This window comes from Labilibaculum euxinicum (genome assembly GCF_009795715.1).
GTDB classification, from domain to species: Bacteria; Bacteroidota; Bacteroidia; order Bacteroidales; family Marinifilaceae; genus Labilibaculum; species Labilibaculum euxinus.
Map to the genome: position 1 here is coordinate 23,454 of NZ_WTCR01000002.1, position 13,715 is coordinate 37,168.

Below are 13,715 nucleotides of genomic sequence, written 5' to 3' on the forward strand. Positions count from 1 at the left end.
ATGTTGTATGAAAAGTCCATGTCAAAGCGATTTTGACACACAGGGGAATTATTATCTCAGTATGGTAAGTTTCCTGCGGCAAATAAAAACACATTTTCATATGATGAAAATTTACTGACTTATTTCTGAAATTAATTTTTTTGAATAGTACAATATGTACTAATAAAATTTATAAGAATGAAGAGTTTTTTTTTATTGTTTTTTGCTTGTTATGGTGTTTCAGCATACTCCCAATGCTATAATGTGAAATTAAGCTTAAGAAATGCAGACTATGAATTTACCTGTGAAGCTAGTGAAACTATTTTTGAAGCGGGTCTAAATGCAGGAGTAGATTTTGGTTATGGATACGATGCGGGAGCGTCTAATTTAAGTAGAGCAGAAATTATTGAAGGAGTTGTTGATATATCTTCTCAAACATTTCTTAGTGCTCAACAAATTAAAGATAAGCAAGTGCTTTTAACTGTTGCATATCCAAGGAGTGATTGTAAAATAATTGTTGGGCAGTCAAAAATTAAACTTGGCCCAGGAGTACATGGTGTCCCTATAGCTTGTTTAGTTGGATGGGGTGAAACTTGTAGTATCTCTTTTCTGCAGGGCGGTAATTCTTCTGGTGGTGGACAAATAATAGGTAGAGTTGAAGGGGAAGCAACAGCTCTATTTGCAACTTCAACATTTGCAAAGATAGCGATAAATCACCCTAACACTGCCTCGTGAAGATTGCTTAAAAGTAGTTATTCGAATTATTTGAGTTTATTCCTATTTCCTTACCGAACATCCTATTTTGAAGCAAATTCAGGCCTTGTACATGATAGGCGAGTCAGTTGGGATTTTAGTTGTAGTGTATACAATTTGGGAAATGCAAATTTTATATTTTTTTACTAATTAAATAAAGCCATGAAAAGAACAATTAATTTGCAGGTAATCATGCTAGTCATATTGATGTCAGCTTGTGATAATATATCAAAACCAATTTTAAAACCTGAAGTGCAGATGGTGTCAATCGAAGATAAAGATGCACCATTTCTTAAGCTTCAATCTACTGATAATAAAACCAAAACTTCAATAGTTGATTTAAATACGGTAAATTCACAGATAATGTATTCGGCCTATAAAAGAGCCAGTAAATATATATTTAAAGATGCTAAGACTAAGACTGTTTGCTATAAGATTGACAAAGGAAGTCAGATCAATATTTCAGAAGAGTTACAAGAGGTAATAGAGGCTGTTGTGTATTGTATAAACAGAGACATTACTAAATATAAGACTGAATTCCCTGAAGCATTTAACGATTTTTTTGAAGAAGATTCTTCATGTAAAACTTCAGAGAATTTCCCTATTGATAATATGGATTGGCAAGGTAATTATGAATCTCTTCAAAAGTGTTTGAGTGATTATCGAAAAAGAAAATAATTAAACCTGTGAAGTGCACTTCACAGGTTGGATTCTCTAAAAATATGTGGTGATACAAAACCTTAAAAACCTTGTCATATTCAAATGGAATTAGTGATAAATAATAAAATCTAAGAATATGAAAAATGTAGTAAAAAAAGAAAATGCGGTTTCAAAACAATTTTTGGGTGTTGATTTCGTAGTTCTTTCCATTGGCAAAGACACTATGGTAACGAAGATGCTGTATAAATCAACCGATTTTGTACCGTTTCACAAACATCCTAATGAGCAAAGCGGTTATGTTATTTCAGGGAAGTACAAATTGAAATTTGGAGATCAGGATTATTTATTAACTACAGGGGATACTTATTCCATTCCTGCCAATGTTGAACATTCTATGGAAATTATTGATGCAGGTGAGCTTGTCGATGTATTTAGCCCAATCAGGCAGGACTATTTATAAGAACAAAGACATTGAATTAAAATAAGTAGTGTTTTAATGTTCCGGGTTTAATTTTTATCCTGACACAAATAAGACAATTAAAAGGGTCAGAATTAATCAAAGTCTGATCCTTTTTTATTGTAGGCTTAAGCATAGCAACTTGTTCTTTGATTGCAGTCGGTTTTTCAATTTTATCGTTAATAAATTTTAACAATATTTTATACTTGATCTTTCACCTTATTATAGATTTTAGTTGTCTTATAAACAAGACAGAAATATTTAGAGACTGATCTTTAATAATATTCACCAAGTAAAAAAATAAAACACATGAAGAAAATAATTTTATCATTAGTAAGCATATTCGTTTTTGTCAGCGCATTTTCGCAAGGCATAGCATTTGAACACGGAACATTTGCAGAGGCCCTGGCAAAAGCAAAAAAAGAAAATAAGACTGTATTCATGGATTGTTACACCACATGGTGTGGTCCTTGTAAATATTTGGCGAAAAATATCTTCACCCAAGATGAAGTCGGAGCTTTCTTTAACAAGAATTTTGTGTGTGTGAAAATGGATATGGAATCGGAAGCAGGAAAACCTTTAATGGAAAAATATCAGATATCTGCTTTTCCTACTTTATTGTGGTTGGATGCCGATGGCAAGCTGCAGCACAAAATGGTGGGAGCAGGCGATACACAATCACTTATCGCGGCAGCTACGTTAGCTTTAGATCCTAAAAATAACTGGGCTGCACTAAACAAACAATTCGAAAAAGGAGATCGTAGTTCCGAATTTATGCAAAGGTACATCATGACCTCTGCAAACGCGGGTATTGATGCAAAAGAGGCTGTTGACAGCTATTTTTCAAGTAAAAAACCTGAAGAGCTGATTAATGCAAAAGATGCCGAGTTAATTGCCAGTACGATTGAAAGCACATCAAATCCTGTTTTTCACTTTGTGTTGAAAAATAAGGCCAGTTTTTATGCTGTAGCTGATAAAGCCCAGATTGACCAGTTTTTGGAGAATACCATGTTCGGTGAAATGGTACAATTGGCTCGTAAAGGCGATATGGAGGCTCTAAGTCTTAAAAAGAAAGAGTTAATTGCTCTCGACAAAGAAGTTGGAACAAAGGTGGTTGCATTTTTGGATATGAATATGCTTCAAAGTGATCCTGATCAGAGAAAATTTTATCAGGCAGTGGCTGATTATGGAATAAAGTATGATTTTGACAACTTCGAGAACTTGAACCAATATGCATGGACTATTGCTGAAGCAAAAGAGGATCTTGATAAAGAATTGGTAAACAAGGCTGTGAAAATGGCCAAACGCTCTGTTGAATTGAATTCCAATTTTGCGAATATAGATACATATGCCTGCATATTGAATAAAGCAGGACGAACAGAAGAGGCGAAAATTCAGGCTGCAAAATCAATAGAGTTGGCACCCGAAGATCAAAAGAAAGACTTGTGGTCAGCAATATTTTTGAATGAGAAAAATTAAATCTGCTGATTTTTTTACTCATACAAGCCAAACTCACCTTTACCTTTGAACTGCACCCCAAATGTTAGACACAACATTTGGGGTATTTTTATGTCTCAAAGAAAGAGAAACAAATTTAGCATTAACCAAAGAGGAGGGAGTTCCTCAATAAATATTACGAGCCGATGGGTTGTCTGTTTTTACCAGAAACAGATCTTTTCCATTTCAATAAGTGCAAAATTAAGTAAAACCTGCATTTTGATAAATTGTCTGGTTTGCCAAGTTCATCAGTTTAGTCTTCGGAATAGTATTTAACAGGGAAAAGTAGGTTAGGGTGAATTCAATTTGCAGGGATTCAATAATTGGTAGTGCCAATGTATTTTGCTTGGTATATGCTTTTTTCCCCTTTTTTAAGTTTGTTTTGCATTGCCAAAAAGGAGGGCTGTTTGTTGCTGCCGAGGGAGCTTGGTTGCTGAGAATGTATTTGGGATCGAAGGCTTATATTGAAATGTTACTTATGAAAACAATAGGTAGAATAAGGAAATGGAATTAAAAACAAAGATTTTTTGATTGTAAGGAAATCTGATTATTTTAGAGGCCGAATTAAACTCCCCTATGCCCTTGGATCATCTAAATAAAATAAGATTAGACAAATCGAGCTTTAAAAAGATCTTTGAGCAATATTTTGCAGGCTTAGTTGGTTTTGCCAATTCTTATTTGGGAAGCGTTGATTTAAGTGAGGATTTAGTTCAGGATGTGTTTGTTCGTTTGTGGGAAAAGCAGGATGAATACCAAAACGAAACAAGTTTAAAAGTGTATTTGTATCGTGCTGTTCGAAACAAGTGTTTGAACCAGATTAAACACGAACAGGTAAGAAGAAATTACAAAGAAGAAACCTTGCCTCGATTGGAGTCAGAGGAGTTTTTTTTGGATCAGGTACTCTCCGAAGAGGTCTCCGGATTGCTCTACAAATTTATTGCAGAACTGCCTCTGCAACGTCAAAAGATTATCCGATACAGTTTATTAGGATTAAAAAATAAGGAAATTGCCGATATAATGGGATTAAAAGTGAATACCATTAAATCGCACAAATTAAATGCGTACAGAGAACTTCGTGAGAAGTTGGGAGAGCATGCTTTTGTTATTGCATTGCTGTTGGGAATCAATAGTTAATCAGGCCTAAAACCATGTTTTGAAATTATCTTTAAAAATTCATGCAAGGGGAAAAATATACCCGGCAGCTCAATCTCTCTGTCCCTAAAGAGTTATATTTTTTGGTTTTAATTTAACCCATTTTCCCAGTGAGTTTAGCATTTGTGTATACACGATTTCCTGCGTAGTTCATCGATACATCCTTTGCTAATAATATTTTTAGAAAAAAAATACTTTTTCACTAACACTCTTTTTCTTCATAGTGGTCTCTTTAATAAATCACACACAATAAATGAAGAATATTTTTCACATAGCTGAGCTTATTACCAAGCAGAAAGTTGGTCAATTGACCAACGAGGAAGAGATGTTGCTGGCAGATTGGATAAGCGAAAAGAAGAGCAATCAGGAAGCATATCATCAAGCATCGGATTCGCAACAGATCCGTAAGAAACATGATTTGTATGCAAAAGTTGATCGCAAAAAATCGTGGAGTAAAATAACCGATCAGGTTCCGGAATTGGTCAATCGTCCGATTGTTTACATTCGAACAGCACTAAAGTGGGCCGCAGTGATTCTGTTGCCTTTGCTTGCTACAACTTATTTGTTGAATGAGGTGTATTGGAGCAGCAATCAGGTTATTGTAGAAGCGGGAAGTGCCAAAGCCAGCTTAAAATTGTCCAATGGCAAAACCATTTACCTCGAAGATTTTCAAGGAAAAGAGATCAAATCAGGGAAAGAGAAATTGGCAACAAATCTAAATCACAATCTAATTTATCAGCAAGGAGAGACTCGCGGGGAAGTGTTGGAGTACAATACCATTGTTACTCCGGTAAAAGGGGAATATGCAATGGTACTGTCCGATGGAACAAAAGTATGGCTGAATGCACAAACAGAACTAGAATATCCGGTAAAGTTTGGAAAAGGGAAACGCGGGGTTACGCTTAAGGGAGAAGCCTATTTTGAAGTATCAAAAGATGCAGCAAGACCATTTACGGTTCACATGAATGATGGTTCCGATGTTGAGGTGTTGGGAACATCTTTTAATGTTATGGCTTATGACGATGAAGCAGAGGTGCAAACTACTTTGGTTGAAGGGAAAGTAAAGTTTGCTTATGGTGGCAACCAAGTGTTGCTTGCACCCGGAGAGCAAGCTGGATTAGATCGTAATTCGAATCAAATTAGGGTACGTGAAGTGAAAACTTACGAGTATTCGGCATGGAAGGATGGAAAGTTTGTTTTCAACCGGGAGCCATTGGGAAGTGTATTTCGTAAAATGTCGAGATGGTATGGAGTAGAAATAAACTGTAAAGATGATGCATTGCTAAACAGACGAATATCAGGAGTACTCAACAAATATGAAGATATAGACAAACTAATTAGTTTAATTGAAGAGGTTTCGCCAGTTGAAATCAGCTTGAATCAAAAAGGATTGTTTGTCAGCGGAAAATAACCAGAATAAAAAAAACGGGGAACGGACCAGGTTCCCCGAAAACACGAGTCGAAAGACTCAATAAATGTCAAGTTAAACGAATGTCTAACCCAAATTCAAATTTATGAAAAAAAAATGTGTTTACATCAGTCGTGAGAACAGATACTCTCGGCTGCGAAAAATACTACTGACCATGAAACTAAGTGTATTTTTATTTTTATTTGGAATTCTGAGTGCTCAGGGCAACGAGATTTTTTCTCAAACCTCTTTGAGTATTCATGTGGAGAATGCTAGTGTAGAGGAAGTTTTGGAGCAAATTCAGAAGCAGTGCAATTACGATTTTATATACGATTACGAGTATGTGAAAGAGTTAAAAGCTATTGATGTTGATTTTAAAGATGCAAGTCTTGACAACGTTTTGTACGAGGTTTTGAAGAACACCAATTTAGATTATCGTGTTGAAGACAAAATGATTGTTTTGTTTCCTCGCGAGAATGTAATTCCTAAGCAAAAGGAATCTATTTCGACTCCTGTACAACAACAGAAAAAAGTAATTACTGGCCAGGTTACCGATAAAGATGGTTCGCCTCTGCCAGGAGTATCAGTTGTTGTTAAAGGAACCAGTAATGGTGTAGCTACTGATATTAATGGAAATTATTCCATTAAAGTTGAATACAAAGATGCATTTTTGATTTTCTCTTTTGTGGGTATGACATCGCAAGAGGTAGCTTATAATGGGCAAGCTGTGCAGAATGTAATCTTGTCAGCTGATTCTGAAACTTTGGGAGAGGTTGTGGTAACAGGACTTCAAACAATTGAGAAAGGACGTGCAACAGGATCGTTTACAATTCTGAAAAACGAAGATATGGACAATGTTGTATCTACAGATTTTCGGGAAAAGTTAATTGGAGCCGCTTCGGGTGTTTATATTGATAAGGATAATAATTTAATGATTCGTGGACAGGGAACTCTTTTAGGCAATAAAAAACCTCTTATTGTATTGGATGGTATTCCATTGGAAAGTTCTGAGTTAAACCTAAATCCTAATGACATCGATCAGATATCAGTATTAAAAGATGCTGCTTCAGCTTCAATTTGGGGGGTTCGTGCTGCAAATGGAGTTGTAGTAATTACGACGAAAAGGGGAGCAAAGAATGGTAAATTGGCTGTAAGTTATTCGGGCAGTTACAGTATCGAAGATAAAGTTGATATCGGTGATTATCATAGATTGAATGCTTCTGAATATGCAGAACTGGAGTTTGAGAGAAGTTTGGGGAAAGGAATCTTCAGATGGTCGGATACCGATGGCTACAATCAGGTACAGAAAGTATGGATTGATTATGAGGAGCAGGGAAGTATTTCATTGGATGAGGCAAGGGCACGAATAGCTGAGATCGGAGCCTTCGATAATGAATCTCAGATTGAAGACTTATTCTATCAAAGAAAAACGGTGCAGCGGCACAATATCTCATTAACTACCGGAACAGATAAAGCATCTCATTATTTTTCAGTTAACTATGACAAAACTGATCAGGAATTGGTGGGGAACTCTGCTGATAAAATCAATTTTATTGGAAATACAGATGTAAATCTTGCTAAAGGAATCGATCTTCAGATTGGACTACGTGGAACTTACCAAAAAGGCAATAATAATGGTAATGGCAGTGCGTGGGAAATGTTACCCTACCAAAGAATTTTAGATGAAGATGGGGCATATGTTGATCAGAATCATAGTATTTCCGAAAACTATAGAGATCTTTTGGATGCCAGCGGATTTCTGGATTGGAGCCAAAATAACCTCCGGAAGGTAAGACTGAATGACAAAACAAAGGAGACAACTAATGTCGCTACTAGTTTAAAATTAGATATTGAGTTAATTAAGGGCTTGAAATTCACTAGTTTTGGAAGTTATGAAACCGGAAGGACTGAAGGACGTAACTTGTATAGATCAGAGCATGACTATGTGAGGGATTTGAAGAATAGTTATACCGAAGTGGACGATACTGAAACTCCTGAAATTATAGCCTGCCATTTGCCTAAAAAAGGTGGAATTCTCGACCTGTCTTTTGATCAAACAAAATCTTTTGCCATTAGAAATACACTGCAATATTCAATAAATCCAGACAATTTCAGAATAAAGTTTATGGTAGGTAATGAGCTGTATTCGTTGAAAACAAAATATAGCAGTAATCGTTTGTTTGGTTATGATGAAGGCACCATGGCTCACGAGGCAATTGACCTGGCTTCTCTTCAGGAAGGGAAATTTAAAGGTTATACCGGAAAACGAAGCTATTTAAGTTATTCTCCGGAATTGGAAGAAACTTTGGAGAAATATGCTTCCTATTTTGGTACTGCGAATCTCTCTTATCAGGACAAGTATGATCTGTTTGCAAGTGTGCGTTTAGATCAGACCAATATGTTGGTCAATTCAAGTCAATTCCGAAACAATCCTTCCTGGTCAGTAGGAGGAAAATGGCATTTGTCACAAGAGGAGTTTTTCCAAAGTGATTGGATCAATGATCTGGCAGTAAAAGTATCATATGGTTTAAGCGGAAATATTGAGAAATCTACCGGACCTGATATTGTAGGTAAAGTTGATCAATCTTACTCCCTGAGTGGTTTGAATTTTCTTTCAATTACAAATCCTGAAAATAAAGAGTTGGGTTGGGAAAAGACAAATATGCTTAATGTTGGAGTGGATTATTCAATTTTGGGTGGAAGAATGTATGGTACTTTTGAGTTCTATGAGAAAAGATCCAGAGATCTGTTAAGTACCGTTAATAATGATGCAACATCTGGTTGGGGCTCAGTATTAAAAAATGCGGCATCTGTATTGAATCGAGGACTCGATGTTTCGTTAAATGCACGCATTCTCAACCGAATCTTCTTATGGGATTTGGGAGCCAATTTTTCGTACAATTACAATAAAGTTACAGACATTAACTATACTCCTTCATCAGGAGGTTTGTATTTTCAATCACCATTGAAAGGAAAAGCAATTTCGTACATTGCAGCCATTCCATATGCAGGTTTGGATACTGCCGGTGAGCCGCAAATCAAAAAGAAGGGGGATGATGCAATTCTGCCTTATACTGATTTGAATAAGCTTACTATTGACGATCATCGATTTATGGGCAGAAGTACACCTCCTGTATTTGGAAGCCTTACCAACACCTTTCGATACAAAGATCTAAGTTTGGGAATCATGATAACCTATAAACTTGGACATAAGGTGAGAATGCCTTCGCCGGACAATTCCTTTTTTGATGATTTCACCCCTACAGAATGGATGTCGGAGAAATATAGATGGACCAAACCTGGAGACGAGTTAACAAAATGGGCGCCTAAGTTGGATGCAAGTCCGGGATATGCTTCATTTGACAGAGGTGATGCTGTGAAGTACAGCGATTATCTTGTAGACAAAGGGGATATCATCCGATTGAAGAGCATTAGTCTGGAATATAAATTGAACAAATTAATTGAAAAGTTACCAGTAAAAGATGCTTCTATCCGTCTGAATGCTGAGAACCTTTGGTATTGGGCTGCCAACAGGTATAATTTGGACACAGATTATTTATCTGCGTCAGGTTATGGCTCACCGTTTAGTTTGCCCGTCAGAGCTAAGTATACAGTAAGTTTGAAATTGAATCTGTAAAATTAAAATGTTCGTTATGAGAAATATATATATAATCCTTATTGTCCTGCTTTTTTTCTCCTGTCAGGATTTTGTAAATGAAACACCAAAAGGGAATTTGATTCCTAAGACAGTTGACGATATGGGAATGATTTTGGATGCTTTCGATATCTTTGAACCCAATGCAATTGCGTTTGGTCATGGAAATCAGACTTTAATGACTGATGACTGCAAGCTTCCTGAAGATGTTGCCTCTTCTGCAAATCCGGCTGTTGTGAAAAGTTATACTTGGGCGGATCACTTATTCGATGTTTCGAAGAATGATGGGAATTGGGAAGGATTCTATCATGTGATTTATTTGTGTAACTATATTTTGGAAAAAATTGATGATGCTCCGGAAGGATCAGGCGAGTATTCAAGAGATTTTGTGAAAGGTTCCGCTTTGTTGAACAGAGCTCATTCTTTTTTCATTTTGGTGAATCTGTATGCAGAACACTATGATGAAAATACGGCTTCAGCAGCTCTTGGTGTACCATTGCCGTTGGAATCCGATATTAATATCAGATATGGAAGAGCTACTGTTGCTGATGTTTACGCTCAGGTTCTGACAGACCTAAAAGAGGCATCGAAGTTACTTTCCAACAAATCTGAGTATACTTTTCAAGCTGCAAAACCAGCAGCTTTTGGTCTTCTGTCTCGTTTCTATTTATATCAGGGAGAATATAAAAAATCCTGGCAGTACGCAGATTCGGTTTTGCAAATTGTGCCGGAACTGAAAGACTACAATACAATTGAGCAGTATGAGCCCGGACAACCGGATTTTGGTCTCGACAACTGGGCTCCTTATTCGGGTTGGGAAAAGCCGGATGTTGTTTTTTACAAGGAAAACAGCGATTTATCCAGCAAATATTACGTGTCAGATGAGTTAATGACTCTCATGGATCCAACATCCGATCTGAGGTATCAAAATTTTGTTACCAATTATAAATACTACTCATTTGTTGAGGATCCCAATGGTTATCGGTATTCAGATGAAGCAGATGTAAATAGGGGGATTTCCCTTGGTGAAGTATACCTGACAGAAGCAGAAGCGAAATTGCGGGATAATGATATTGATGGAGCCCTTAAAGCATTAAATGCTTTGCGAACCAAGAGGTATGTAACAGGTACAACTGATATCACAGAAACAAATCCAGATGCACTTTTGCAGATAATATTGGATGAACGAAGAAGAGAAACCATATTTAAAGGACTTCGCTGGTTCGATTTAAAGCGATTAAACAAGGATTCCAAGACTGCTAAAACAATCACCCATACTTTGTTTGGTCAGACCTACACTTTGGAGCCTGGAAGCAAAAGATATGTGCTTCCAATTCCACGTAAAGTGATCGAGTTGAATTCTTTAATTGAGCAAAACCCTCGGTAAACAGCACTCAAGAGGATGTCCGAAAAGTAAAGTTTCATTTGAAAATAATCTTTTTATTGAAGTTTAAATGTCTGTGATTCAGATGTAAATATGCTTCAGTAAGCTCAGAATAACAATGAGATTGAACTTTTAGGACACCCTTTTATTTATTGAATTTTAATCATCAACCCATATGTCAAGCACTAAAAAAAACAGCTGTTTTTATACTGCTGGTTGCTGTAACTAATATTTTAGCTTCTGTAAATAAATTTGTGTTAGATGAATTTCTTAAAGAGAAATCGCTCATTTTAGATGTATCCGTTCATTTATTGATATTTCTAACCTATGTTGGCATTTTCAATTTTGTCTATCAGCTATTTTGTCAAAAAGAAAACTGAATTGAAATGACGGATTTAATCTATAGATCAATGTTTAGAATTCTATAAAGAAAATTGTATAATAACCTGTAAGGAATAATCTTAAGATAAAACCTTTATTAATTAAAAAATAATGAAAAATTTATTTGTAATTATTGCTGCAATTTTATTTTGCGGTAATGTATTCTCACAAGGAATAAACTTTGAACACGGCACCTTCAAGGAGGCTTTGGCAAAAGCAAAAGCGGAAAATAAACCAATGTTTATAGATGTTTTTACATCATGGTGCGGCCCATGTAAAAAGCTATCCAAAGAAGTGTTTCCTCAAAAAGCAGTAGGAGATTATTTTAATAAATCATTTGTGAGTTTTAAGTTGCAGACAGATAAAAAGGAAGCTGATAATAAGGAAATTGCTGATCGATATCATGTGACAGCCTATCCAACACTAATGTGGGTTGATGGCGAAGGGGAATTACTGCATTTGGCGGTAGGTTTTCATGAGGTTGATAAATTATTGACAGAAGCAAAAAAAGTCTTCGATGAGGATAAGAGAGTAGGTTCAAGTATAACAAAATGGAACAATGGCGATCGCTCTTTGCCGGTAGCTATGAACTACTTTGCTTTTGATAAAAACTCTAAAGGTGAATTCGAGGAATATTTTAAAGGCCTGCCCGAAAAACAAAAGCTGGATAGCTTAACTTTTGAAATGATATCAGATGTGAGATTGGATACAGACGGTGAAGTGTTTGTCTTTGTAGTTCGTCATCGAAAAGACTATCAGAAAGTAGCATATGATTTTAAAATTGAAAGAGCTATTGACCAGGAAATTGATTATGAATTGCAGTCGAACTTTGGAACAGAGAAATATAAAGAGATTGTTCTTAAATACAAGCAAATTGGATTCGATGAGTTGGGCTTATTTATGAAAAGAGCAGAATGGAAGTATTATTTAAACAAATCCGATTTTTTATCATTCGAAAAATCTGCAAAAGAGTACCTGCAGGAATTTTCAAAACCCAATAATTATCTGCGCAATGAGTTGGTTTGGGAATTGTATGGTGTTGGAAAAGAAAAGTTTTCGAAGTTCAATAATCCTGATTTAGTAATTGATTGGGCTAATGAATTTAAGAAAAAAATGATGGAGCCTGATCAATTCTGCTATCCTGAGTTTTATGCTTATGTTATTGCAGGCGATATTAATCGTGCTAAAAAAATTGGGAATGATTACTTAAAATCGACAGAAGGGGAAAGTGATTATAGATCTGTATCAACAAGAGAATATGTTCAATATCTGTTGAGTGAAATAAAATAGTTTTTTTGAAAAACGTTGGGGCATTTTAGAATAACATAGGGTTAAAATTAGAGTATCTCAAAACAGGTCCCTTTCATTAGGTTTTTTAAAAATAGGTTTTAAATTTGAAATATTATTTGAGCAGCCGCATTTGTGTGGCTGCTTTTTTTTTACGGCAGCGATATCATATGGAGTTTCATCAATGGGGGTCTTACTCTAAAATAATCGGTTAAACGATTGAAATTTTGAATTAAGATCGGGATTTGGTTTTAGGAAAGAGTAATTGAAGAAATGAAGCCTTGCTTTATTATTTAAGATATTTACATTTACACAAATGTGCTTACTTCCAGGTAAACCACGAGCTTGTTTTTGTGATAGGCAGATTTAAAAAAGAGGATCGGTAGTGCGTAATTGCGGAATGCTTATCCCGTTTTAGAATTATGCTTACTGCAACTTTTTGCGATGCTTACCGCAAAAAGTTGCAATAGTGATTGCAAAAAGTTGCGATAAGCATGAAATTTAGCATCTACAATTTGTGGTACTTTAAACTATCTAACATCCCCTTTAATTTTTTGCCGGGCGTGAAGATAATCTTCGATTTCTTTATGCAGTTGGCATTTACCTCCTCAGGGGTTTCTTTCCCCTCGCTGTTGATGCTTACCCTGAAGTTTCCCACTTCACCAAGTTTCACCGATTTTCCATCGGCAAGCATGTTTGGAATTACATCGGTTAGAGCATAAAGCACGGCACGGATATCTGCACCACTCACGGTACTGATTTTTTCGATGCCCTCAGTTAAACCTTCAATGTCAGCATTTCCACTGATCATGTTGCTTGCATAGTACTTTTTTTCACCGCCACCTACTATACCTGGTTGGCCTCTTTCAATGACTTTAAAATTTATTGCCATTTGATTTTTGAATTTAAATCGTAAACGAACTCTTTTTTCAAGATTTAACTTTTTCAGAATCAATTACGATTTTGTTTGTATATTTCAGAGCCCATCGGCCTCCTCTTCCAAACTCGCGTCTCAAAACGATCCGGTTGATGACCAGCCGATGGGTTGTCTGTTTTTACCCGAAACAGATCTTTTCCATTTCAACAAGTGTGAAATTAAGTA

The 13,715-nt window shown here is 36.0% G+C and carries 10 protein-coding genes; 9 read left to right on the forward strand and 1 reads right to left on the reverse strand.

The window, feature by feature from the left end; translation table 11 throughout:
- The first annotated feature begins 177 nt into the window (after positions 1 to 177).
- The 9 genes from GQR60_RS02220 to GQR60_RS02260 all read left to right on the forward strand — a co-directional run bounded on the left by GQR60_RS02220 (position 178) and on the right by GQR60_RS02260 (position 12,616).
- Positions 178 to 714 carry a ferredoxin gene (locus tag GQR60_RS02220; protein ID WP_124991366.1) on the forward strand — a complete coding sequence of 179 codons (537 nt, stop codon included), beginning with the start codon at positions 178 to 180 and terminating at the stop codon, positions 712 to 714.
- 180 nt (positions 715 to 894) lie between these two features.
- Entirely contained in the window at positions 895 to 1,410 is a 516-nt protein-coding gene (locus tag GQR60_RS02225) for a hypothetical protein (protein ID WP_124991367.1), read from the forward strand.
- A 118-nt stretch (positions 1,411 to 1,528) separates the two neighbouring features.
- The gene (locus GQR60_RS02230) at positions 1,529 to 1,852 is read left to right on the forward strand and encodes a cupin domain-containing protein (protein WP_124991368.1); all 324 of its coding nucleotides are present in this window, start codon (positions 1,529 to 1,531) and stop codon (positions 1,850 to 1,852) included.
- A 306-nt stretch (positions 1,853 to 2,158) separates the two neighbouring features.
- Positions 2,159 to 3,328: a thioredoxin family protein gene (locus GQR60_RS02235; RefSeq protein WP_124991369.1), complete on the forward strand. Its 1,170-nt coding sequence runs from the start codon at positions 2,159 to 2,161 to the stop codon at positions 3,326 to 3,328.
- A 594-nt stretch (positions 3,329 to 3,922) separates the two neighbouring features.
- On the forward strand, positions 3,923 to 4,480 hold the full coding sequence (locus GQR60_RS02240; protein WP_124991370.1) for an RNA polymerase sigma-70 factor: 558 nt from the start codon (positions 3,923 to 3,925) through the stop codon (positions 4,478 to 4,480).
- A gap of 271 nt (positions 4,481 to 4,751) precedes the next feature.
- Positions 4,752 to 5,909 (forward strand): FecR family protein, encoded by a 1,158-nt coding sequence (locus GQR60_RS02245; protein ID WP_124991371.1) that lies wholly within the window; start codon positions 4,752 to 4,754, stop codon positions 5,907 to 5,909.
- Between the two features lie 103 nt (positions 5,910 to 6,012).
- On the forward strand, positions 6,013 to 9,543 hold the full coding sequence (locus GQR60_RS02250) for a SusC/RagA family TonB-linked outer membrane protein (RefSeq protein ID WP_124991372.1): 3,531 nt from the start codon (positions 6,013 to 6,015) through the stop codon (positions 9,541 to 9,543).
- 16 nt (positions 9,544 to 9,559) lie between these two features.
- Positions 9,560 to 10,948 carry a RagB/SusD family nutrient uptake outer membrane protein gene (locus tag GQR60_RS02255; RefSeq protein ID WP_160463392.1) on the forward strand — a complete coding sequence of 463 codons (1,389 nt, stop codon included), beginning with the start codon at positions 9,560 to 9,562 and terminating at the stop codon, positions 10,946 to 10,948.
- 489 nt (positions 10,949 to 11,437) lie between these two features.
- Positions 11,438 to 12,616 carry a thioredoxin family protein gene (locus tag GQR60_RS02260; protein ID WP_124991374.1) on the forward strand — a complete coding sequence of 393 codons (1,179 nt, stop codon included), beginning with the start codon at positions 11,438 to 11,440 and terminating at the stop codon, positions 12,614 to 12,616.
- Between the two features lie 505 nt (positions 12,617 to 13,121).
- Here the strand turns inward: GQR60_RS02260 and GQR60_RS02265 are convergent.
- Positions 13,122 to 13,568, reverse strand: coding sequence for an HU family DNA-binding protein (locus GQR60_RS02265; RefSeq protein WP_225441311.1), 447 nt, complete (start codon positions 13,566 to 13,568; stop codon positions 13,122 to 13,124).
- Between the last annotated feature and the right edge of the window lie 147 nt (positions 13,569 to 13,715).

Bases quoted from the DNA above. Each gene is read 5' to 3' on its own strand.
- GQR60_RS02220 (WP_124991366.1), top strand. From the start codon at position 178: ATGAAGAGTTTTTTTTTATTGTTTTTTGCTTGTTATGGTGTTTCAGCA.
- GQR60_RS02255 (WP_160463392.1), top strand. From the start codon at position 9,560: ATGAGAAATATATATATAATCCTTATTGTCCTGCTTTTTTTCTCCTGT.
- GQR60_RS02245 (WP_124991371.1), top strand. From the start codon at position 4,752: ATGAAGAATATTTTTCACATAGCTGAGCTTATTACCAAGCAGAAAGTT.
- GQR60_RS02250 (WP_124991372.1), top strand. From the start codon at position 6,013: ATGAAAAAAAAATGTGTTTACATCAGTCGTGAGAACAGATACTCTCGG.
- GQR60_RS02230 (WP_124991368.1), top strand. From the start codon at position 1,529: ATGAAAAATGTAGTAAAAAAAGAAAATGCGGTTTCAAAACAATTTTTG.
- GQR60_RS02225 (WP_124991367.1), top strand. From the start codon at position 895: ATGAAAAGAACAATTAATTTGCAGGTAATCATGCTAGTCATATTGATG.
- GQR60_RS02240 (WP_124991370.1), top strand. From the start codon at position 3,923: ATGCCCTTGGATCATCTAAATAAAATAAGATTAGACAAATCGAGCTTT.
- GQR60_RS02260 (WP_124991374.1), top strand. From the start codon at position 11,438: ATGAAAAATTTATTTGTAATTATTGCTGCAATTTTATTTTGCGGTAAT.
- GQR60_RS02235 (WP_124991369.1), top strand. From the start codon at position 2,159: ATGAAGAAAATAATTTTATCATTAGTAAGCATATTCGTTTTTGTCAGC.